Genomic DNA, 21,495 nt, shown 5'->3' with positions numbered 1-21,495 from the left:
CGACACTTCTCACAGTCATCCCGGGGCTCGCCGCAGGCGAGAACCCGGGATCCATAACCGCCAACGCGCCAGGATAGGGCGACCGACCTTCCGCTTCATTCTGCATCGTCGGCGTTTATGGATCCCGGGTTCCGCTGTGCGGCCCCGGGATGACGCGGAGGGAAGCATTCCGGGGCGCGACCATCGCCCTTCACGCGGTCGCCGGGCGATCTTCCCCAATCGTGGCGGAGTTTGACCTAACCCACCACCGGCCAAGGCCGCAACGCCGGCCGGATCCGCTCGAACGCCCGCGCCAGTCGCAGCACCCCGATATCATCGAAGCGCTTGCCGACGATCTGCAACCCCACCGGCAGCCTATCCGGCGTGAAGCCCGCCGGGACCGAGATCGCCGGCTGCTCCGACATGTTGAACGGTACCGTGTAGGCGATGTGGGCCATCGCCCGGGCCGGGTCGTTGGTCGGCGAGGCGTGCTCGGCCGGGAAGGGCGGGTTCGGCGAGACCGGGCCGACCAGGAAGTCGAACGGCCGGATCGCCGCGAGCGCAGCGTCGCGCATCGCCGCCATCTGGCCCATGCCATGGAAGACCGCGGCACCGCTCAAGTTCCGGCCGCCCGCCGCCCAGTCACAGATAAAGGGCAGCACGCGGGCGCGGCGCGCCTCGTCCAGCGCCTCGATATCGAGGGAGGCGCGCTGGCGCCAGAACAGGTCGAGCCCGTCGAGCATCGTTTGCGTCAGGAAGGCCGGGACCGGCTCGACGACCGCGCCGGCCTCGGCGAGAAGCCGCACCGCCTGCTCCACCACCGCCCGGTTCCCCGGATCGAGGGGAAGGCCCGCCCCGCTCTCCATCACCAGGCCGAGGCGCAGGCCCTTCAGGTCAAGGCCATCGAGGTCGAGCCAGGGCAGGTCGGCGGGCGGCAGGCCGGTCGGGTCGCGGTCGTCCGGGCGGCTGATGCTGCGCATCGCCAGGGCCGCATCCGCGACGCTGCGGGTGAGGGGGCCGGCGCAGCGGCCGTAGAACGCGTTGTCCAGGGGCACCCGTCCGTGGCTGGGTTTCAGGCCGACGACCCCGCACCACGAGGCGGGCAGCCGGATCGACCCGCCGATATCGGTGCCGAGATGGATCGGCCCGTAGCCAGCGGCCGCAGCCGCGCCCGAGCCGGCCGAGGAGCCGCCCGGGCCCTTGGCCAGGTCCCACGGGTTGCGGGTGAGGGGGTGGAAGCTGGAGAGCCCGGAGGACAGCATGCCGTAATCCGGCATGGTGGTGCAGGCGACGATCACCGCCCCGTCCTCGCGCAGGCGGGCGGTGGCCGGCGCGTCGCGCGGGCTCGGGGGCACGTCGTCCCGGGCGGCGGTGCCGAGGGGCATCGGCACGCCCTCGACGGCGATGTTCTCCTTGATGGTGACCGGCACCCCGTCGAGGGGCAGGGCCTCAGCCCTCATCCACCGCGCCTCGGAGGCGTGGGCGGCGGCGAGCGCCGCCTCGGGTGCGAAGGCGTAGAGCGCGTGCAGGTGCGGCTCGGCGGCCTCGGCCCGGGCGATCACGGCTTCCGTCACCGCGACCGGCGAGAGGGTGCGGCTGGCGTAGAGGCGCAGGAGTTCGGTCGCGGGCAAGTCGGCCGGGTTCGCGGCGGAGGGCTGGGCCATCGTCTCAGCGCGCCTCGGGCGTCTTGTCGGGCCGCCCGGCCAGCGCGACGTAGAAGCCGAGCCCATCCTGCGACGGCAAGGTCTGGAGCCGCTCGACCCAGCCGCGGCGCTTGGCGTCGAGGAGCTGGCGGCCGACCGGCTGGAACAGGGTCTCGCCGCCGCCGGGGGTCGGCCCGTCGAGGCGCACCGCCACGGTCTTGCCCTTGGCGAAGCGGCTGCGCTCCAGCATGTCGGCGAGCGAGGCCTCGGCCTGCGGCCGGGGGGCGCCGCGCAGGTCGAGCACCGATTCGGCGTCGGTCACCCCGAGGGAGCCGCGCAGCTTGTTGGCGTAGAATTCATCGAAATGGGGCAAGGGCGGCTCGGGAATCAGAGGGGGATGCCGTGATAGAGGGCGGCGATCGGAACCTCGCCGCCGAGATCGGGAAGCGGAATCGCGTCGTTCAGGCCGAGGACGCGCAGGGACCAGTCCGGGCCGTCTCCGCGCGACCAGACCTCGACCCGGGCCTCGTCCTGATCGACGATCAGGTAGGTGCGGAGAGTCCGGAGGCTTTGGTAGAACTCTGCCTTGCGACCCCGGTCGATGTGCAGGGTCGCGGGCGACAGCACCTCGGCGACGACGATCGGATCGCGGGCATGGCCGCCGGGCAGGAGCGGGCCGCAGCGCACGACCACGTCGGCGACCGGCGCGCAATCGTCGATCTCGTCGTTGAGAAGCCCGAACCCGATCAGCGATCGTCCGCCCCGCGCCCTCGCGAGCGGGTACAGCGCCATGGCGAGGTTCGTCACGATGAGCTGGTGGCGCTCGAAGGGCGGCGGCGCCAGCACCGCCTCGCCGTCGAGAAGCTCCCAGCGCTCCTCGTCCGGGCGGTCGCGGATCACTTCGAGAAATTCAGCGACCCGCATCCGCGGGGCGCGCCGCAGCGCGAGCGACATGACGGCTCCCTGTCACCGCCCCGATCGTAGCACCGGGCGGGGACGGGCGACAGCCCGCGGCGGTGAGCACCGCGCCCGAACAAGGGGCGCGGTGCCGCAAGCTTACACGTTACGCGCCGTGCACCAGCACGTTGCGGAACTGCCAGGGGTCGCTCTCGTCGATGTCCTCCGGGAAGAGGCCCGGACGGCCCGAGAGCGGCGTCCAGTCGGTGTAGACCCCGATCACGGGACCGAGATACGGCGTCTGCACCTCAAGGCAGCGGCGGAAATCGATCTCGTCGGCCTCGACGATGCCGGCCTCCGGGTTCTCGATCGCCCAGACCATGCCGGCGAGCACGGCGGAGGTCACCTGCAGGCCGGTGGCGTTCTGGTAGGGAGCGATGCGGCGGGTCTCCTCGATGGAGAGCTGCGAGCCGTACCAGTAGGCGTTCTTGCCATGCCCGTAGAGCAGCACGCCGAGCTCGTCGATGCCGTCGACGATCTCGTTCTCGTCGAGGATGTGCTGCGTCTCCTGCACCTTGCCGGCCTGGCCCCACATCTCGTGCAGCGACAGCACCGCCTCGTTGCAGGGATGATAGGCGTAGTGGCAGGTCGGCCGGTAGACCGCCTTACCCTCCTGGCGCACCGTGTAGTAGTCGGCGATCGAGATCGCCTCGTTATGCGTCACCAGGAAGCCGAACTGCGCCTGGGCGGTCGGGGTCCAGGAGCGCACGCGGGTGTCGGCGCCGGGCTGGAGCAGGTAGATCGCCGGCGCGTCGTTCGGGAGCGTGCGGCCGTTCTCCGGCATCCAGGTCTCGTGGGTGCCCCAGCCGAGCTCGGCCGGCTGGTTTCCTTCCGAGACGAAGCCCTCGACCGACCAGGTGTTGACGAAGACGCCCTGCGGCTTCTCCGACTTGGCGCGCTGGGTGTCGCGCTCGGCGATGTGGATGCCCTTGACGCCGGTCTCGCGCATCAGCGCGGCCCACTCCTCGCGGGTCTTCGGCTCGGGGGTCTGCAGGCCGAGATCGCTCGCGACGTTGAGGAGCGCTTGCTTGACGAACCACGACACCATGCCGGGATTGGCGCCGCAGCACGACACCGCGGTCGGGCCGCCGGGCTTGCGGCGGCGGGCGTCGAGGATCTGCTCGCGCAACGCGTAGTTGGTGCGGTCGGCGGGGCCGGCGTTCTTGTCGAAGTAGAAGCCCGGCCACGGCTCGGCGACGGTGTCGATGTAGAGCGCGCCGATCTCGCGGCACAGCTCCATGATGTCCCGCGACGAGGTATCGACCGAGAGGTTGACGCAGAAGCCCTGACCGCCGCCCTCGGTGAGGAGAGGCGTCAGGATATCGCGAAAATTGTCCTTGGTCAGCGCGACCTGCTCGAAGCGCAGTCCGTGCTTGTCGGCGAGCGCCTTGTGGGCGTCCGACGGCTCCACCACCGTGAACCGGGCCTTGTCGTAGGTGAAATGGCGCTCGATCAAGGGCAGGGTGCCCCGGCCGATCGAGCCGAAGCCGATCATCACGATGGGGCCGCTGATGCGGCCGTGGACGGGCCAGTCGGTCATGGCGCTCAAGGTCTCCGGACTTGTGGTTGGCGATGGGCCCCGCCTGCGGGAGCGACGCCCCCGGGCCGGTCGGCTCGCCTAGCAGGCCAGCATGACGCGCGGGCGACGGGGCACGCGACCGGGTGATTGACGCGTCGGGTCCCCGGGGTCAACCCCGGTCAACCCCTTGCTCCGCAACAGGCAAGCGTGACCGCCGGGTTAAGAGGGGCGCAAAAAGCGGCATGCCGGAATCGCATGGCGCCGCTGCACCCGCGACGCTTGTGTGCGGCGCGGCAGCGTCCATATTGCGTTGCAACAAGAACATCGGAAACGCCCGCGCGCAATCTCACAGGAGATCCCCATGCTCGCGGTCATCACTCACTCTCTGCTCGCCCCGGTCGAGGAGCGCTCCGCCGTGGAGCCCGGCATCCTCACCCTCGTCAGCCGCATCGTCCGCTCGGTTCACGCCGCCAACCAGCGCCGCCAGGAGCAGCGCATCGGCGAGTTCGTCGAGACCCGCGGCGGCCGCATCACCGACGATCTCGAGCGCCAGATCGGCCAGTACTTCTGCTGATCGCTCCGCCCCGGCTCGCCGGGGCGACGCACTCGATGCTTCAAGCAAGGCGCCAGGGGCGGGACAAACGCCCCTCAGGCGCCTTCTTGGCGTTTGGAGTGTCATTCGCGCCTGTCGTCGAGTCCGATCGCAGCGCGAAAACTATCTGACGCAGTGTCCCTGCCTGTCCCACCCGCGCCCTCATCCTGAGGTGCTGCCGCTTGCGGCAGCCTCGAAGGAGGCCTCCAGCGATCTCACCGGGATCTGGAGGCCTCCTTCGAGGCTCACTGCGTTCGCACCTCACGATGAGGTCGTGGATGGGAGGCGGATGAACGCTCGCCACGTCGGCCCTGCGAGCGAAACACCATCACTCGACCCGCCCCAGGATCACCTTCCGCTCCGCCACCACCTCCGACCCGACCTGATAAGCCGCCACGATCTCGGCCTCCGCCCGCGCGGCGGCCGCCTCGTTGCGCGCATGCACCATCGCGAGCGGCCGGTCCGGCCCGACCTCGGCGCCGACCGGCGCGAGGTCGGTGATGCCGACGGCGTGGTCGATCGAGTCCTCCGGGCGGGTGCGGCCGCCGCCGAGGCCGATCACCGCGACGCCGATCGCCCGCGTGGCGATGGCGGCCACCCGGCCTGCCCGGGGCGGGACGACCGGGCGGGTCACGGGGGCGGTGGGCAGGTGGCGCTCGGGATGCGCCACGAGGTCCGGCGGTCCGCCGAGCGCCGCCACCATGCGCGAGAAGGTCTCGGCGGCCCGGCCCGAGGCCAGCGCCTCCTCCAGGCGCGCCGAGGCCTCGGTCGTGTCGGGACACAAGCCTCCGAGGACCAGCATCTCGGCGCCGAGCGCCAGGGTCACGGCGTGGAAGCGCGGCTCGCGCCGGCGGCCGGTCAGGTAATCGATGGCATACGTCACCTCGGCGGCGTTGCCGGCGACGGAGGCGAGCGGCTGGTCCATGTCGGTGAGGAGGGCGCGGGTCGGCATGCCGGCGCCGTTCGCCACCGTGACGAGGCTCTCGGCGAGGCGGTGCGCCTCCTCGGTGCGGGCCATGAAGGCGCCCGATCCCGCCTTCACGTCCATGACGAGGCCCTGGAGGCCGGCCGCGAGCTTCTTCGCCAGGATCGAGGCGGTGATCAGGTCGAGGGACTCGACCGTGCCGGTGACGTCGCGGATGGCGTAGAGCCGCCGGTCGGCCGGGGCGAGGTCCGGGGTCTGGCCGATCACCGCGCAGCCGACCTCGCGGGTGACGCGGCGAAACAACGCCACGTCCGGCTGCGAGACGTAGCCCGGGATACTTTCGAGCTTGTCGAGGGTGCCCCCGGTATGGCCGAGGCCGCGGCCGGCGATCATCGGCACGTAGCCGCCGCAAGCCGCGACCATCGGGGCCAGGGGCAGACTCACCGTGTCGCCGACGCCGCCGGTCGAGTGCTTGTCGACGACCGGGCCGGGCAGGTCCCAGTCGAGCACCGTGCCCGAGCGCATCATCGCCCGGGTCAGCGCCACCCGCTCCGGCAGCGACAGCCCACGGAAGAACACCGCCATCGCGAAGGCCGCCGCCTGCCCCTCGGTGACCCGCCCCTCCGTCAGGCCGAGGATGAAGGCCTCGATCGCCTCCGGCGGCAGGGTATGGCCGTCGCGCTTGAGGCGGATCAGTTCCTGCGGCAGCAGCGTCATGGGAGGATTCCGAAAAAAGAGATCGTAGCCTGATCTGGTGGACGCGACAGCACCACAGATTTTTCCATCCCACCCACGACCGCGTCCTGAGGTCATGGGTGGGATGGAATCCATCGTCACGTCATACGGCCTCTTCCCGTCAAAAGGCCCCTCGCAGATGATCGGCGATGAGCGCCACGACGAGCCGCCCGACATCCTCCGCCGCTTGCGCCGCCACCCGCTTGGTCTCGGCGTGATGCGGGGCGCCGTCGGCGAAGCCTGCGGCGTAGTTCGTGACCAGCGAGAGTGCCGCGACCCGGAGGCCGAAGAAGCGGGCGAGGATCACCTCCGGCACCGTCGACATGCCGACGAGGTCGGCGCCGAGCGCCTTCGCCATGCGGATCTCCGCCGGGGTCTCGAAGCTGGGACCCGAGAACCAGGCGTAGACCCCGTCGTGCAGAGGCACCCCGCTCGCGGCCGCTGCGGCCTTCAGCGCCGCCCGCAGACCGGGATCGTAGGCCTCGACCATCGGCACGAAGCGGGCGTCGGAGGGCTCGCCGTAGAGCGGGTTCATCCCCGACAGGTTGATGTGGTCGGTGATCAGCGCGAGACGGCCGGGGCCGGCCTCGGGCAGGAGCGAGCCGGCGGCGTTGGTGAGGAGGAGCGGCGGCCCCCCGAGCGCCGCCACCACGCCGACCGGCACCCGCATCGCATCCGCCTGGCCGTGCTCGTAGGGGTGGGCGCGGCCCTGGAACAGCAGCACCCGCTCTCCGCCGAGGCGTCCCGCCACCAGCCGCCCGGCATGGCCCGAGACGCCGGAGGCCGGGAAATGCGGGATCTCGCCGTAGGGGATGGCGACCGGGTCCTCGACCCGCTCCGCCAGGGGGCCGAGCCCGGTGCCGGTGACGAGGGCGAGCGCGAAACCGCCGTCGACGCCGCGCGCCCGCAGGACACCGGCGGCCTCGGTGACACGGGGATCGTCGGGCGGGGCGCTCACGCGAGGTTGTCCGGGCCGAAGGAGGCGGGCAGCAACTCGTCCAGGGTGAAGGTCTTGCGCACGCCCTGCGGCCCGGCGACGTGGATCGGGGTGTCGGGGACGGCGAATTCGCGGATGCGCTGACGGCAGGCGCCGCAGGGGGTCACCAGCGCTTCGCCGTCGCCGAGCACCAGGATCGCCGCGATGCGCCGGCCGCCTTGCGCGACCATCGCGGCGATGGCGCCGGCCTCGGCGCAGGTGCCGACCGGGTAGGCGGCGTTCTCGACGTTGCAGCCGGCATGCACCGCCCCCGCCTCGTCGCGGATCGCGGCGCCGACGCGGAAGCGCGAATAGGGCGCGTGGGCCCGCGCCTGGGCCGCGCGCGCGGCGGAGAGCAGGGTGTCGGTCGAATCCATCCTCGCCCCGGTGATCGTTGCGGCCGGCCGGATCATGGCCGGCCGGACGCCCGCCGTCGAGCCCGTCGACAAGCCGCCCCGCGCGCCCTACACCCGCATCCTCTCTCGTGAGGAAGGAAGTTCTTCGATGCTCGGACGGTTCGAGCGCGGCGGGTCCGGCGAGGCCGTCGTGGAGTATGGCGACAGCAACCTGCGGGTGGTGCGGCCCGGCCGCTTCGTGCGCTGCGCGGTGACCGGGACCGAGATCCCCCTCGACGCCCTGCGCTACTGGAGCGTCGAGCGCCAGGAGGCCTATGCCGATCCCGACGCCGTGATGGTGCGCCTGCGCGAGCGCTCACAGCCCGCGTAGGAGCGCGTCGAGCGCCTCGGGCGCCTCGAGCGCCAGCCCCACCGGCAGCGTCGCCACCGGCAGGGCGGAGGGCAGCCGCACCCGGTCCTTCTCGGTCGTCACCAGCAGGAGGTCCTTGGCTGCCGCCTCCGCCGCCAGCGCCTCGGCCTCGGCCGCCGTGAAGGCGTGATGGTCCGGGAAGGAGCGGGTCTCGCGCAGGGAGGCCCCGACCTCGCGCAGGCTCGCGAAGAATTTGTCCGGCCGACCGATCCCCGCGAAGGCCAGGACCGGGCGCCCGCGCAAGGACGCGGCGACGGCCGGATCCGGCACGAGCCGGCCGCGCAGGGCCGGCAGACCGCGCGCTCTCGCCTCCGCCAGCACCCGGGCGCCGGGTGCGCCCTCGCCGATGACCAGGGCGGCGTGAACACGCGGCCACTGCACGGCCGCCGGCGCCCGCAGCGGGCCGGCCGGAAAGACCCGCCCGTTGCCGAGGCCGACCGCGCCGTCGACCACCGCGATAACAAACGTCTTGGCGAGGCTCGGGTTCTGCAGCCCGTCATCCATCACGATGACGTCGGCTCCGGCCGCGCGGCAGGCCCGCGCGCCCGCCACCCGGTCGCGGGCGACGATCGCCGGGGCGGCGCGGGCGAGCAGCAGCGGCTCGTCGCCGACCTCCGCCGCCCCGTGGTGGACGGGATCGACCCGCACCGGTCCGGCCAGGCGCCCGCCATAGCCCCGGCTCAGGAAGACCGGGCGCCGGCCGAGAGCGCCGAGCAGGCCGGCCACCGCCAGGGCGGTCGGCGTCTTGCCGGCGCCGCCGAGGGTGAAGTTGCCGATGCAGACCACCGGGCAGGGCGGCGCGGCGCCGTCCCGCGCCATCCGGCGGGCGGCGAGGGCGCCGTAGACGGCACCGAGGGGCGCGAGCAGCCGGGCCGCCGGAGTCGGGTCCTCCCGCCACCAGAAGCCCGGCGCCCGGATCACGAGGCGAACCGCCCGGCGATCTTCAACTGGCAGATGAAGGGCTCGATCGCCGCCATCGCCCGGTCGGTGGCGCCGCCGGCGCCCTCGATCGCCGCGGCGCCGGCCTGCGCCATCGCCCGGCGGGCGGCCGGATCGGCGAGGAGCTGGCCGGCCGCGGCCGTCAGCTCCTGCCCGTCGCGCACGATCCGGGCGCCACCGGCGCGCTCGAGGGCGCCGTAGACCTGGGCGAAGTTGCGCACGTGCGGCCCGGACAGGATCGCGGCGCCGAGGCGGGCCGGCTCGATCGGGTTCTGGCCGCCGTGGCGGGCGAGCGACCCGCCGACGAAGACCAGCGGGCACAGGCGGTAGAACAGGCCGAGCTCGCCCACCGTGTCGGCGACGTAGAGATCGACCTTGTCGTGCGGCTGGCCGCCGGTCGCGCGGCGCCCGACGCGCAGGCCCGCCGCCGCCGCGTCGGCGGCCACGCTCGGCCCGCGGTCGGGATGGCGCGGCACCACGATGGTGAGGAGGTCGGGATAGCGCCGCGCCAGCGCCCGGTGCGCCGCGGTGGCGGCGGCCTCCTCGCCCGGATGGGTCGAGGCGGCGAGCCAGACCGGACGCCCGGCGACCACGTCCGTCAACTGGCGCAGCTGCTCGGGATCCGCCGGCGGGGGGCCTGCGTCGAATTTCAGGTTGCCGCCGGCTTCGACCCGGGGGGCGCCGAGCCGCGCGAAGCGCTCGGCCTCCTCCTGGCTCTGCGCGAGGCAGAGCGCGATGCGCGACAGGATCGCGCGGGCCACCGCCGGGGTTCGGGCCCAGCCGCGGGCCGAGCGCTCGGACATCCGGCCGTTGACCAGGATCAGCGGCACCTCGCGCTCGTGCAGGGCCAGGATGGTGTTGGGCCAGAGCTCCGACTCGGCGACCAGCGCCAGGTCCGGCCGCCAATGATCGAGGAAGCGGGCGAGGTAGCGCGGCGCGTCGAGGGGCGCGAACTGGTGCAGCGCGCCCCGCGGCAGGCGCCGCGCCAGGAGCTCGGCCGAGGTGCGGGTGCCGGAGGTGACGAGCACGGCGAAGCCGCGCCGGGTCAGGCGCTCGACGAGGCCGATGAGCGACAGGGCCTCGCCGATGCTGGCGCCGTGGGCCCAGACGAGGGGCCCGGCCGGCCGCGGCTTGCCGGGCCGCCCGGTGCGCTCGGGCAGGCGTAACGGATCCTCCTTGCCGCGCCGGCGCCGCCAGGCGAGCAGGCCCGCGAGCGCCGGCTCGCCGGCGATCAGGCCGTAATGGTAGGCGCGCAGCAGCGCCGGCACATCCTCGCGCCTCATCGGGCCGCCCGTTTTCCGGTATGCACCGGGTCGATCCGGCCGACCTGGGCGAAGGCGCGGGCATGCACCGCGTTGAGGTCGGTCTCGATGCGCAGGCGCGCCGCCTCGATCCCGGCGGCGTCGAGGTCGCGGGCGATCGTGATCGGCTCGCCGAAGGCCATCACGCCGCGGCCGAAGGGCAGGCCGAGGCTCGCCCGGTCCCAGCTGTCGAACTGCAGGTAGCGGCTCGTGACGACGGCGGTCGGCACCACCGGCCGGCCGGAGAGCCGCGCCAGCATCACGATGCCCTCGCCGCAGCGCCGCGACACCTTCGGCACGTCGGCGCTGAACGCGACCGATTCGCCGTCCTCCAGCGCCTTGAGGCAGCCGCGCAGGGCCTGGATCCCCCCCTTGGCCCAGACGTCGCTCGAGCGCCGTGCACCCGAGCCGCGCATCACCCGGACCCCGAAGCGCTCCAGCACCGCGGTGTTCACGCCGCCATCGACGGAACGCGACACCATGGTGGCGACCCGATCCCCGGGCCGGCGGACGAACGGGACCATCAGGTGCTGGCCGTGCCACATCGCGGCGATGAACGGCCGCAGCGGCGTCAGCCACTCGTAGGCATCGGGCGGATCGAGGCTGAAGCGGTTCGTGCGGCGCACCAGCTTCAGGTAGCTCGCGCCGAGGAAGCCGAGGCTCTCCTGGGCTGCCCGGCTGCGGGCGATGCGGGTGACGACGCTCATTCGGCCACTTCGTGGAGGGGGAACGCTTCAGGGGAGATGCGGCGAATCCGGTCCGGCGCGGCCCCCGCGAATCCGGGCGCCGTCATGCTCCGTTCGGGCCCGCGAGGCAACCGCCGTCAGGTTGTGGGGGCGTGACGGGGCGTGCGGCACCGCACCCGTGGGGAGCGATGGTGGGCTCCCCGTCCAGGCCGTGAGCCTCGATGCGCACCTCGATGCGCACTTGGAGAACCGTGACCTGCAGGTTACAGATTGGCATATTCGAGATCCAGCAGACCGATACCTTCACGGCCTGGTTCGACCGGCTTCGCGATATTCGCGCCCAGGCACGGATCACGGCTCGGCTCCGCCGACTCTCGACGGGCCATCTCGGCGACGTGAGGCCGATCGGTGAGGGCGTCAGTGAATTGCGGATCGATTACGGTCCTGGATATCGAATCTATTTCACGCAGAGAGGAAGAACCATCTCCTTCTCGTCTGCGGAGGCGATAAATCGAGCCAGGCGAAGGACATCCAACGGGCGAAGGAGCTAGCAAGATGACTGCGAAAATCACCCCCTGGGACGCAGCCGACTTTCTCACGACACCGGATAGGATCGCCGAATACCTTGATGCCGTGTTCGACGATGGCGACCCCGCGACGATCGCGGCAGCTCTCGGCGATGTCGCGAGGGCCAAGGGCATGTCGCAGGTCGCGAAGGATACGGGTCTCGCGCGGGAGGCCCTCTATCGGGGCCTGTCCGACAAGGGCAATCCGCAGCTCGCGACGGTTCTCGACGTCTTGAAGTCGTTCGGCCTGAAGCTCTCCGTGACGCCGATCGGCGATACGGCGTGACGGCAGCGTCCTGGCCGAGATCGGGCTGGGGTTGTCGGCAGGCGAGAGTGGCGAACCTGCGCTGGCTCGTCGAACGGGGCCGCGCGCAACCTGCACGCCAGAGTGAGACCGGGATCCACGAAAGCCTTGTTTGGAATGGCTCCAATCTATAGATTGGAGCCATTCCAAACAGGATCGCACGCATGAAAGCCCTGACCGATCTCACCGAGCGCGAGGTGCTGGCCCTCGCCATCGCCAGCGAGGAGGAGGATTCCCGCATCTATCGCAGCTTCGCCGAGAGCCTGCGGGCCGACCTGCCGGGCTCCGCCGGGCTGTTCGAGGCGATGGCCGACGAGGAGCGGGGGCATCGCGACGATCTCTACGCGGCCTATCGCGAGCGCTTCGGCGAGCACCTGCCGCCGCTGCGGCGCGAGGACGTGCGCGGCTTCCCGCGCCGCCGCCCGTTCTGGTGGCAGGGGCTCGATGCCGGCCGGATGCGGCGGGAGACGGAGGCGATGGAGGCGCAGGCCGCCGGCTTCTACGAGCGGGCGGCCACGCTCACCCGGGATCTCGGGGTGCGCCAGCTCTTCACCTGCCTCGCCGAGATCGAGCGCGGCCACGGCCGCCGGGCCGAGGCGCTCACCGCCGAGCAGGAGACTGGGGACGCCGCCGCCGAGGAGGCGAAGGCCGCCCACCGGCTGTTCGTGCTGCGCTACGTGCAGCCGGGCCTCGCCGGGCTGATCGACGGCTCGGTCTCGACGCTGGCGCCGCTCTTCGCCGCCGCCTTCGCCACCCACAACAATGGGCAGACCTTCCTCGTCGGCCTCGCCGCCTCGATCGGCGCCGGGATCAGCATGGGCTTCACCGAGGCCCTGTCCGACGACGGCAGCATCACCGGGCGCGGCTCGCCCTGGCTGCGCGGCCTCGTCTGCGGGATCATGACCACGGTCGGGGGCCTCGGCCACACGCTGCCCTACCTGGTGCCGGATTCCTGGACCAACGCCTTCGCGATCGCGACTTTGCTCGCCGCCCTGGTGGTCGCGGTGGAACTGCTCGCCATCTCGGCGATCCGCACCCGCTACATGGAGACGCCGTTCTGGCGCGCCGCCCTCCAGGTGGTGCTGGGCGGCGTCCTGGTGCTGCTCGCGGGCGTCGCGATCGGCAGCGCCTGAGATGTCATGCGGCACCGTGCGCGGGAGGCGGCCCGGAAAGCCGCTCCCGCCACCTTGAAAATGGTCTAGATACGGGACGCGAAGGCGCTGAAGAATCGCCCCCCAAGGACCCGCCCCGAGGAATCGCCGTGCAGACCAGCTTCACCCCCGCGCAGCTCGCCGACCCGGCCATGGCGGCCTCGGAGAAGATCCTGCGCACCTGCGTGCATTGCGGGTTCTGCACCGCCACCTGCCCGACCTATCTGCTGCTCGGCGACGAGCTCGATTCGCCGCGCGGACGCATCTACCTGATCAAGGACATGCTGGAGGGCGGCAAGCCGGCGAGCCCGGAGGTGGTCAAGCACGTCGACCGCTGCCTGTCGTGCCTGTCCTGCATGACGACCTGCCCGTCGGGGGTGCATTACATGCACCTCGTCGATCACGCCCGCGCCCATATCGAGAAGACCTATGCGCGCCCGGTCGAGGACCGTTTCCTGAGAGCGGTGCTGGCCCGCGTGCTGCCCTACCCGAACCGCTTCCGCCTGGCTTTGCTCGGTGCCACCCTCGGCCGGCCGTTCCGGAGCATCGCATCGAGGATGCCGAAGGTCGGCAACCGGCTGGCCGCGATGCTCGACCTCGCCCCCGCCGCGCTGCCGACCCGCTCGGCGCAGGACAAGCCCGGCCGCTTCCCGCCCGCCGGCCCGCGCCGCGGCCGGGTGGCGCTGCTGCGCGGCTGTGCCCAGAGCGTGCTGCGGCCGGACTTCAACGAGGCGGCGATCCGGCTCCTCAACCGCCACGGCGTCGAGGTGGTGCAGGCCAAGGGCGAGGGCTGCTGCGGCGCGCTCACTCATCATATGGGCCATGAGGACTCGTCGCACGCGCTCGCCAAGCGCACCATCGACGCCTGGATCGCCGAGATGGACGGCGAGGGGCTGGATGCGATCGTGGTCACGGCCTCGGGCTGCGGCACCACGATCAAGGATTACGGCTTCATGTTCCGCGACGACCCGGCCTACGCGGCGAAGGCCGCGCGGGTGGCGGGCATCGCCCGCGACGTCACCGAGTACGTGACGGGCCTCGGCCTGTCCGAGCCGGTGGTCGAGACCGACCTCGTCGTCGCCTACCACTCCGCCTGCTCGATGCAGCACGGGCAAGGCCTGCGCACCGAGCCGAAGGCGCTGCTGGCGCGGGCCGGCTTCACCGTCAAGGACGTGCCCGAGGGCCATATCTGCTGCGGCTCGGCCGGCACCTACAACATCCTGCAGCCGGAGCTGGCCGCGCACCTGCGCGCCCGCAAGGTCGCCAATATCGAGCGCGTGCGTCCCGACGTGATCGCCACCGGCAACATCGGCTGCGCCACCCAGATCGGGAAGGGCACCGCCATCCCGATCGTCCACACGGTGGAACTCCTCGACTGGGCGACCGGCGGCCCGCGGCCGGCGGCGCTGGACGGGGTGGCGGAGACGCGGCCGGCTCTCGCGGCGGCGGAGTAGGGGGGCGGGGCGACGAGGAGAAGCACGGACTTTCTCCTCTCCCCGCCTGCGGCAGGGCTGTCCGGGGAAAGAAGTGGCGCGGGTTTCCCCTCTCCCCGCGGGCGGGGAGAGGCTTTCGTCCCCCTTGCCGGGGACGAAAGAAGCGGAGGCGCAGCCGGAGCGAGGGTGAGGGGGTATTCCCGGATGAGGCTCCTCCGGCACCACCCCCTCACCCTCGGCTGCGCCTCGCTGCGTCCCCTGAACGGGGACACAGCCCTCTCCCCGCCCGCGGGGAGAGGAGGATTCCCGCGCCATTCTTTTCCCCGGACAGCCCTGCGCCCGCGGGAAGAGGAGAGAACCAGCGCCTTCCCTACGTCACCACCGACGGCTCGGTCCGCCCGGTATGCTGCGCGATCCCGGCGACCGCCTCGGCGGCAGCCACGACGGGGGCCAGCATCTCGGCGGTCGGGGCGTCGAGCCGGTCCTTCGAGAAGCGCTCGAGATAGACCCGTAAGGTAGCCCCGACCGTGCCGGTGCCCGACAGGCGGAACACCACCCGGGCATCCTCGCGGAAGAGGATCCGCACGCCCTGGCGCGCCGTCACCGAGCCGTCGACCGGATCGGTATAGGCGAAGTCGTCCGCCGCCTCGACGGTCAGTTCGCCGATGCGCTGCCCCGGCAGCCCGGCCAGCTTCTCGCGCAACGCGCCCATCAGCCCCTCGGCGGCGGCGCTCTTCACCTCCTCGTAGTCGTGGCGGGCGTAGTAGTCGCGGCCGTAACGAGCCCAGTGGTCGCGCACCACCTGGTCGGCGCGCTTGCCCGTCGCGGCGAGGAGGTTGAGCCAGAGCAGCACCGCCCACAGCCCGTCCTTCTCGCGCACGTGGTTCGAGCCGGTGCCGGCGCTCTCCTCGCCGCAGAGCGTGATCCGCCCGGCATCGAGCAGGTTGCCGAAGAACTTCCAGCCGGTCGGGGTCTCGAAGGCCGGAATGCCGAGCGCCGCCGCGACCCGGTCGGCGGCGCGGCTCGTCGGCATCGAGCGGGCGACGCCCGACAGCCCCGCCTTGTATCCGGGCGCCAGATGGGCGTGGGCGGCGAGGATCGCCAGGCTGTCGCTCGGGGTGACGAAGAGGTGGGGGGCGACGATCATGTTGCGGTCGCCGTCGCCGTCGGAGGCGGCGCCGAAATCGGGCGCGTCCGGGCCGGTCATCAGCGCCATCAGGTCGTGGGCGTGGACCGGGTTCGGGTCCGGGTGGTGGCCGCCGAAATCGGGCAGGGGCTCGGCGTTGACCACCGTGCCGGCCGGGGCGCCGAGGCGCCGCTCCAGGATCTCCTTGGCGTAGGGCCCGGTCACCGCGCTCATCGCGTCGAACTGCATCCGGAAGCCGGAGGCGAACAGGGCCTCGATGGCGGGAAAGTCGATCAGCGTCTCCATCAGGGCGGCGTAATCCGCCACCGGGTCGATCACCGTGACGGTGGCGTCGCCGAGAGCCACGTCGCCGAGCGCATCGAGGTCGATGTCGGGGGTCTCGACGATGCGGTACTCGGTGATCGCCCTGGTGCGGGCAAAGATCGACTCGGTCACCGGCTCGGGCGCGGGACCGCCGTTGCGGCCGTTGAACTTGATGCCGAAATCGCCCTCCGGACCGCCCGGATTGTGGCTCGCCGAGAGCACCACGCCGCCGATCGCGCCGTATTTGCGGATCACGCAGGAGGCGGCGGGGGTCGAGAGCAGGCCGCCGCGGCCGACCAGGATGCGCGAGAAGCCGTTCGCCGCCGCGATCTTCAGGGTCGTCTGCACCACCTCGCGGTTGAGGAAGCGCCCGTCGCCGCCGACCACCAGGGTCGTGCCGGCCCGGTCGGGCAGGCAGTCGACGATCGCCTGGACGAAGTTCTCCACGTAACCGGGCTGGCGGAAGACCGGGACCTTCTTGCGCAGGCCCGAGGTGCCGGGCTTCTGGTCGGGAAAGGGCTGCGTGGGAACGGCCTTGACGGTCATGGGGTCTCGTCTCGGTGAAGGCGGGAGGACCGGCCCTTGCCGGCCGGTCCCTCGACCTCGGCTTATGCCGCCTCGCGCCGCCGCGTGCCAGCCTGCGCGGGCGGATTCACGCGGCGGCCTCCTCCCCGCGCGGCCGGCCGGTGGTCAGGTGGCGGAAGGACTCGATCGGGGCCGGGCGGCCGAACAGGTAGCCCTGCGCCTCGTGGCAGGCCTCAGCCCCCAGGAAGGCCAGCTCGGCCGAGGTCTCGACTCCCTCGGCGAGGACAGGCAGCCCGAGGCCGCGGCCGAGCCCCAGCACCGTGCGCACGATCGTGGCGGCCTGCTCGCTGGTATCGACCGAGCGGGTGAAGGAGGAATCGATCTTGATCTTGTCGAACGGGAAGGCGCGCAGGTTCGACAGCGACGAGTAGCCGGTGCCGAAATCGTCCATCGCGATCCGCACCCCCATCGCCTTGACCCGCCGCAGCGTCGAGAGCGCCCGCGGCAGGTCGCGGATCAGCGCGGTCTCGGTGATCTCGAGCTCGAGGCGGGCGGGCGCGAGCCCGGTCGTGAACAGCACCTCGTGGACCAACTCCGAAAAACCCGGGGCGTGGAGCTGCACCGCCGAGACGTTGACGGCGATGCGCAGGGGTTTGTCCCAGGCGGCGGCCTCGCGGCAGGTCTCGCGCAGGACCCACTCGCCGATGCCGAGGATGCTGCCGGTCTCCTCCGAGATCGGGATGAACAGGTCGGGCGGGATGGTGCCGCGCTCCGGATGGTGCCAGCGCAGGAGCGCCTCGAAGCCCACCGCCTCGCCGGTATCGATGCGGGTCTGGGGCTGGTAGACGATCCTGAACTCCCCCCGCTCGACGGCGTGGCGCAGGTCGTGCTCGATCTGGCGCCGCTCGCGGACCTGCACGCCCATCCGCGCCTCGTAGAAGCGCAGGCGGCCTCGGCCCTCCTGCTTGGCGCGGTAGAGGGCGGTGTCGGCCTGGATCATCAGGGTCTCGGCCTCGGTGCCGTCATGCGGGAAGACCGCGATGCCGAGGCTCGCCGCCGCGATCGCCCCGGCCGGCCCGGTCTCGGCCTGGCGCAGCGCCGCCAGGATCGCCTCGCCGAGGGCCTCGGCGCCGGCGGCGTCGAGGTTCGGCGCCAGCACGGCGAACTCGTCGCCGCCGAGCCGCGCCAGCATCTGGCCGCGGCCGAGCACGGCGGTGATCGCCGCGCAGACCGCGCGCAGCAGGCCGTCGCCGGCGGCGTGGCCGAACAGGTCGTTGACCTCCTTGAACCGGTCGAGATCGGCGCAGAGCACCGCCAGCGGCCGGCCGGCGGCCTGGGCGAGCGCGATCTCCTGCGCCAGCCGGGCGTTGAAGCTGTTGCGGTTCGGCGCCCCAGTCAGGGCGTCGTGGTGGGCGAGGTAGGCGATCCGCGCCTCGGCGCGCTTGCGCGCCCGCAGGTCGCGCACCGCCAGGGCGGCGTGCGGGCGACCGGCGAAGTCGATGACCCGGCGGATCACCTCGACCGGCACCAGGCCGCCGTCGTGCCGGCGCAGCTGCGCCTCGGGCGCCTCGGCGGCGTCGGTCGCGGCCGGCTCGACGAGGACGCCCGACAGGGCCGCCCCGGTCAGCGCCTCGGGGGTGAGGCCGACGAGGTCGGCGAAGCTGTCGTTGAGGGTGACGATCCGGTCGCCGTCGCAGACCACCAGCCCCTCGGCGGCGGCGTTGGCGAGGCCGCGCATCCGGTCGCCCTCGAGCACCGAGCGACGCTCGTCGCGCAGGTGCAGCCACAGCCCGGCGAAGGCCAGGACCAGGATCGTGATGCTGGCGAGCGCCACCGCCACGGCGAGGATCGCCGCCGGCACCGCCGTGCCGGACAGCGCGACGGACGGATCCGGCACGATCACCGCCGCGCCCATCGCGGTGAAGTGCAGGCCGCAGATGCCCGCCACCATCAGGCCGGCCCCGGCGAGCTTCACCCCGACGGAGGCGGCCCGCAGGGTGGTGGCGAGCGCCAGGCTGCCGAGACCCGCGCCCACCGCGAGCGCCGCCAGGACGAGGCCGGGATCCCAGACGATGCGGCCGGCCACCTCGAAGGCCGCCATGCCGGTGAAATGCATGGCGCCGACGCCGAGGCCGATCTGCGCGCCGCCGATCCACGCCGCTCCGGGCAAGGGCCGCAGGGCGATCCAGAAGCCCGCCGCCGCCATGCCGATCCCGATCAGGAGGGACAAACCGGTCAGGCCGAGGTCGTAGGCGGAGGGAATGCCGGGCGAGAAGGCCAGCATGGCGATGAAATGCGTCGCCCAGATCCCGGTCCCGCCCGCCAGGGCGGCGGTGGCGAGCCATAGCTGGCGCTCCCGGCCGGCATTGACGCGGGCATGGTCGAGGAGCGCCAGGCTGGTCGCCGCAGCAAGGTTGCATACAACCGCCGCGAGCAAAACCAACTTAAGGTCGTGATTTCCAGTAATACAATCGTAGAGGGCGGTCACGATCAGCGTCCCATGTGCGGGCTCTTTGTGCCCAATCAAGTGCGCCGAGGGTGATGAACATCCATGTTGTCTCTTGCCCGTCCCGATCTTTTCCGTGCCGCGTAGTGAATTTGTTCCTAATCGGCCCGGTGGCCGATCCTGGCGCCGGCTCGGCAGGATTCCTGTCCGGGCCCTCCCGCTCCGGGCTCCTTCCTCGGGGTCCTTCCAGCCCTTGGCAGGCCGGCGCCGTCGCCCGATATCGGTCCTCGACGAGGAACGGACGTGAGCGCGATGCAGAATGAGGAGCGCGGTGCCCCGGCGCGGCCGATGCTGGACGAGGATACGATCGCCTTCGCGGGCCGGGTCTTCCAGTATGCCCGCCTCGGCCACCACGCGGAGCTGGGCGAGTTGCTGGGCATGGGCCTGCCGCCGAACTTGCGCAACGACAAGGGCGACACGCTGCTGATGCTCGCGGCCTATCACGGCCACGTCGAGACGGTCGGCGTGCTGATGGCGCACAAGGCCGATCCGGAGATCGCCAACGACCGCGGCCAGACCCCCCTGGCCGCGGCGGCGTTCAAGGGCGCGATGCCGGTGGTGCTGGCCCTCCTCGACGGCGGGGCCGCCATCGACGGCGCCGGGCCGGACGGTCGCACCGCCCTGATGACGGCAGCGATGTTCAACCGCGTCGAGATGGTGGAGACGCTGCTCGCCCGCGGTGCCGACCCAGGCCGCCGGGACGCGAGCGGCCACACCGCCGAGAGCGCCGCCCGCGCGATGAACGCGCCGGATACCCCGGATGTGCTGGCGCGGGCGACGGCAGGTTGAGCGCGGGGACGTGATGCTGTCCGGATCAGATCCCGGAAGTTGTCGGATTGCAGCAGCGCAGTTGAAGGCCACAATGTCATTCCGGGGCCGCGCAGCGGAGCCCGGAATCCAGAACCGCAGGTGGACCAAGAAAGACCAGGCCGCGCCCGGCTTCGTTCTGCATCACCTGAGTGTCTGGATTCCGGGCTCCGCTTTCGCGGCCCCGGAATGACCCTGAGGGTGTCTCGACGGTCGAGCGGACCTGTATAGGCTCACACCGCCGGCGGCGCCTTCACCATCAGCCCGCGCCGGGCCTCGATCGTCTGCCAGGCCATCAGCGCCGGCAGGCCCAGCACCACGTCCGGTACCCGCTTGACCAGCGAGAGGGCGAGCGCGGTGTGGGGATCGATGCCGAACAGGCTGCCGAGGAGCACGAAGCCCCCTTCCTGCACGCCGAGCCCGCTCGGGACCGGGAAGGCGGCGGACTTGATCGCTTGGCTGAGCGATTCGAGCACCACCGCCTCGGCGAGGGTCACGCCCTCGATGCCGATGCAGCGCAGGGCGATCCAGATCTCCAGGGCGCCGAGGAACCAGGCCGCGAGGTGGAGCAGGAAGCCCTGGCCGAGGGGCAGCCAGCGCCGGCGGTCCCAGACCGCGTCGAGGGCGGCCTGCACCCCGCCGCCGGCCGGCGCCGTTCCGCCCTCGGCGGCGAAGCGGCGGGCCAGCATCGTCACCCGGCGCTCGATGAAGGCGGCACCGCCGTAGCGCTGAACGGCGAAGAAGGCGGCCAGCACGACGCCGCTGAGCGCCAGCCCCTTGGCGCACCAGGCGGCGAGCGTCGCGGCCTGCTCGCCCTCGAGCTGCGACAGCAGCACGACTCCGCTCAGCGCGAACAGGGCCTGGGTGACGACCTGGAAGAACATGTCGACCAGGATGCCGGCGGCGCTCGCCGCGCCGGTGACGCCCCAGAAGGTGAGGAGCCGCGCGCCCAAAACCTCGCCGCCGACCGAGGCGACGGGCAGGAGCACGTTGACGCCCTCGCGCACGAAGCGCAGCAGCACGAAGGGCCCGGTCGCCACGGCGACGAGACCCGTCAGCGTCCGGGCCCAGGCGAGCCCGCACAGCCCGATGATCGCGACGCGCACCCCGATCACCGCGACGATGCCGAGGAGGCCGACGCGCCCGAAGGCGTCGGCCACCGCGCCGACGTCGTTGGCGGCGACGAGCCAGAGGGCCAGCACCACGCCGATCACGGCGCCCAGCAGCGGCACCCGCCGCAGCAGGCGTCGGCCGAGGCTCGGACGCGCGTCCGCCCGGGTGGCGCCGGTTCCTGCCGCCGTCACGGCAACGCGCCCGGATTTCGACCCGGAAGGAGGGCGTCCAGCATCGCGGCGGGTTCGAGGGCCGGATCGAGCACCAGGAGCCGGCCCGCACCGAGGGAGCCGGCGGTGGCGAGCGTCAGGCTGCGCTTCGGGCACAGGCCGAGGCAGCCGGTCTCGACCACCCGCACCTTGCGGCCGCGGCGATCCGCCTTGAGGGCGCGCCTCAGCCCGCCCCGGACCGCCTTGGCGCCGATCCCCTGCCGCTTGGCGCACTTGGCGCACACCATCACGATCTCGGCGAAAGGAGCGGTCGCCGCCTTGGCAGTTCCCTTGGCAGTTCCCTTGACGGGCCCGCGTTTCGTCACCTCGGCCTTGCTCACCGCGCCCCGGTCTCCCGTTCCGTCACCGTATCCGGGCCGTGGTTAACCCCCGGCCGGAGCGGGCGCAACGCGG

At 72.3% G+C, this 21,495-nt stretch carries 20 protein-coding genes and 1 pseudogene; 7 read left to right on the top strand and 14 right to left on the bottom strand.

What is annotated here, in order from left to right:
• Positions 1 to 236: 236 nt before the first annotated feature.
• The 4 genes from BM430_RS26865 to BM430_RS26850 all read right to left on the bottom strand — a co-directional run bounded on the left by BM430_RS26865 (position 237) and on the right by BM430_RS26850 (position 4,119).
• The gene (locus BM430_RS26865; protein WP_093570303.1) at positions 237 to 1,643 is read right to left on the bottom strand and encodes an amidase; all 1,407 of its coding nucleotides are present in this window, start codon (positions 1,641 to 1,643) and stop codon (positions 237 to 239) included.
• Positions 1,644 to 1,647: 4 nt separating this feature from the next.
• Positions 1,648 to 1,995 carry a hypothetical protein gene (locus BM430_RS26860; protein WP_093570302.1) on the bottom strand — a complete coding sequence of 116 codons (348 nt, stop codon included), beginning with the start codon at positions 1,993 to 1,995 and terminating at the stop codon, positions 1,648 to 1,650.
• Positions 1,996 to 2,009: 14 nt separating this feature from the next.
• The gene (locus tag BM430_RS26855) at positions 2,010 to 2,576 is read right to left on the bottom strand and encodes a Uma2 family endonuclease (RefSeq protein ID WP_093570301.1); all 567 of its coding nucleotides are present in this window, start codon (positions 2,574 to 2,576) and stop codon (positions 2,010 to 2,012) included.
• Between the two features lie 109 nt (positions 2,577 to 2,685).
• Complete coding sequence (locus BM430_RS26850; RefSeq protein ID WP_093570300.1) at positions 2,686 to 4,119, bottom strand: homospermidine synthase; 1,434 nt, start codon at positions 4,117 to 4,119, stop codon at positions 2,686 to 2,688.
• Positions 4,120 to 4,459: 340 nt separating this feature from the next.
• On the opposite strand from BM430_RS26850, the gene BM430_RS26845 reads away from it, so the two are divergent.
• Complete coding sequence (locus tag BM430_RS26845) at positions 4,460 to 4,672, top strand: hypothetical protein (RefSeq protein WP_093570299.1); 213 nt, start codon at positions 4,460 to 4,462, stop codon at positions 4,670 to 4,672.
• A 346-nt stretch (positions 4,673 to 5,018) separates the two neighbouring features.
• Here the strand turns inward: BM430_RS26845 and deoA are convergent, their stop codons facing one another.
• From deoA to cdd, 3 genes are all read right to left on the bottom strand, one after another.
• Positions 5,019 to 6,332 (bottom strand): thymidine phosphorylase, encoded by a 1,314-nt coding sequence (gene deoA / locus BM430_RS26840; protein ID WP_093570298.1) that lies wholly within the window; start codon positions 6,330 to 6,332, stop codon positions 5,019 to 5,021.
• 139 nt (positions 6,333 to 6,471) lie between these two features.
• Complete coding sequence (locus tag BM430_RS26835; protein ID WP_093570297.1) at positions 6,472 to 7,308, bottom strand: purine-nucleoside phosphorylase; 837 nt, start codon at positions 7,306 to 7,308, stop codon at positions 6,472 to 6,474.
• The gene (cdd, locus tag BM430_RS26830) at positions 7,305 to 7,703 is read right to left on the bottom strand and encodes a cytidine deaminase (RefSeq protein ID WP_093570296.1); all 399 of its coding nucleotides are present in this window, start codon (positions 7,701 to 7,703) and stop codon (positions 7,305 to 7,307) included. Before cdd ends, BM430_RS26835 begins: the two co-directional genes overlap by 4 nt.
• Before the next feature lie 127 nt (positions 7,704 to 7,830).
• Between cdd and BM430_RS26825 the strand changes: the two genes are divergently transcribed.
• Complete coding sequence (locus BM430_RS26825; RefSeq protein ID WP_093570338.1) at positions 7,831 to 8,052, top strand: DUF2093 domain-containing protein; 222 nt, start codon at positions 7,831 to 7,833, stop codon at positions 8,050 to 8,052.
• Here BM430_RS26825 and lpxK read toward each other — a convergent pair.
• From lpxK to BM430_RS26810, 3 genes are read right to left on the bottom strand one after another with little or no spacing between them, the layout of a single operon-like run.
• Entirely contained in the window at positions 8,038 to 9,009 is a 972-nt protein-coding gene (lpxK, locus tag BM430_RS26820) for a tetraacyldisaccharide 4'-kinase (RefSeq protein ID WP_093570337.1), read from the bottom strand. The two genes, BM430_RS26825 and lpxK, sit on opposite strands and share 15 nt — an antisense overlap.
• On the bottom strand, positions 9,009 to 10,313 hold the full coding sequence (locus BM430_RS26815; RefSeq protein ID WP_093570295.1) for a 3-deoxy-D-manno-octulosonic acid transferase: 1,305 nt from the start codon (positions 10,311 to 10,313) through the stop codon (positions 9,009 to 9,011). The genes lpxK and BM430_RS26815 overlap by 1 nt, the downstream gene beginning before the upstream one ends.
• Positions 10,310 to 11,038, bottom strand: coding sequence for a lysophospholipid acyltransferase family protein (locus tag BM430_RS26810; RefSeq protein WP_093570294.1), 729 nt, complete (start codon positions 11,036 to 11,038; stop codon positions 10,310 to 10,312). The genes BM430_RS26815 and BM430_RS26810 overlap by 4 nt, the downstream gene beginning before the upstream one ends.
• A 254-nt stretch (positions 11,039 to 11,292) precedes the next feature.
• Here BM430_RS26810 and BM430_RS26805 point away from each other — a divergent pair.
• The 4 genes and pseudogenes from BM430_RS26805 (at position 11,293) to glcF (ending at position 14,492) form a co-directional block, all read left to right on the top strand.
• Positions 11,293 to 11,576, top strand: a pseudogene (locus tag BM430_RS26805) (type II toxin-antitoxin system RelE/ParE family toxin).
• Positions 11,573 to 11,869, top strand: a complete 297-nt coding sequence (locus tag BM430_RS26800; RefSeq protein ID WP_093570293.1) for an addiction module antidote protein — start codon at positions 11,573 to 11,575, stop codon at positions 11,867 to 11,869. Before BM430_RS26805 ends, BM430_RS26800 begins: the two are co-directional and overlap by 4 nt.
• 182 nt (positions 11,870 to 12,051) lie before the next feature.
• Positions 12,052 to 13,020 (top strand): iron exporter MbfA, encoded by a 969-nt coding sequence (gene mbfA, locus BM430_RS26795; RefSeq protein ID WP_093570292.1) that lies wholly within the window; start codon positions 12,052 to 12,054, stop codon positions 13,018 to 13,020.
• A 128-nt stretch (positions 13,021 to 13,148) separates the two neighbouring features.
• Positions 13,149 to 14,492, top strand: coding sequence for a glycolate oxidase subunit GlcF (gene glcF, locus BM430_RS26790; protein ID WP_093570291.1), 1,344 nt, complete (start codon positions 13,149 to 13,151; stop codon positions 14,490 to 14,492).
• A 349-nt stretch (positions 14,493 to 14,841) separates the two neighbouring features.
• Here the strand turns inward: glcF and BM430_RS26785 are convergent, their stop codons facing one another.
• Both BM430_RS26785 and BM430_RS26780 read right to left on the bottom strand, forming a co-directional pair.
• Entirely contained in the window at positions 14,842 to 16,467 is a 1,626-nt protein-coding gene (locus tag BM430_RS26785) for an alpha-D-glucose phosphate-specific phosphoglucomutase (protein ID WP_093570290.1), read from the bottom strand.
• Positions 16,468 to 16,573: 106 nt separating this feature from the next.
• Positions 16,574 to 18,934, bottom strand: coding sequence for an EAL domain-containing protein (locus BM430_RS26780; RefSeq protein WP_093570289.1), 2,361 nt, complete (start codon positions 18,932 to 18,934; stop codon positions 16,574 to 16,576).
• A gap of 270 nt (positions 18,935 to 19,204) precedes the next feature.
• Here BM430_RS26780 and BM430_RS26775 point away from each other — a divergent pair, with 270 nt between their 5' ends.
• Complete coding sequence (locus tag BM430_RS26775; RefSeq protein ID WP_093570336.1) at positions 19,205 to 19,741, top strand: ankyrin repeat domain-containing protein; 537 nt, start codon at positions 19,205 to 19,207, stop codon at positions 19,739 to 19,741.
• Between the two features lie 251 nt (positions 19,742 to 19,992).
• On the opposite strand, the gene BM430_RS26770 is transcribed toward BM430_RS26775, so the two are convergent.
• Together BM430_RS26770 and BM430_RS34875 are read right to left on the bottom strand one after the other, a co-directional pair.
• On the bottom strand, positions 19,993 to 21,063 hold the full coding sequence (locus BM430_RS26770; RefSeq protein WP_093570288.1) for a lysylphosphatidylglycerol synthase domain-containing protein: 1,071 nt from the start codon (positions 21,061 to 21,063) through the stop codon (positions 19,993 to 19,995).
• Complete coding sequence (locus tag BM430_RS34875; protein ID WP_177303185.1) at positions 21,060 to 21,422, bottom strand: (2Fe-2S) ferredoxin domain-containing protein; 363 nt, start codon at positions 21,420 to 21,422, stop codon at positions 21,060 to 21,062. Before BM430_RS34875 ends, BM430_RS26770 begins: the two co-directional genes overlap by 4 nt.
• Between the last annotated feature and the right edge of the window lie 73 nt (positions 21,423 to 21,495).

The organism is Methylobacterium sp. 174MFSha1.1 (assembly GCF_900116815.1).
Taxonomy (GTDB): domain Bacteria; phylum Pseudomonadota; class Alphaproteobacteria; order Rhizobiales; family Beijerinckiaceae; genus Methylobacterium.
This window is presented reverse-complemented; position numbering and strand designations above follow the sequence as displayed.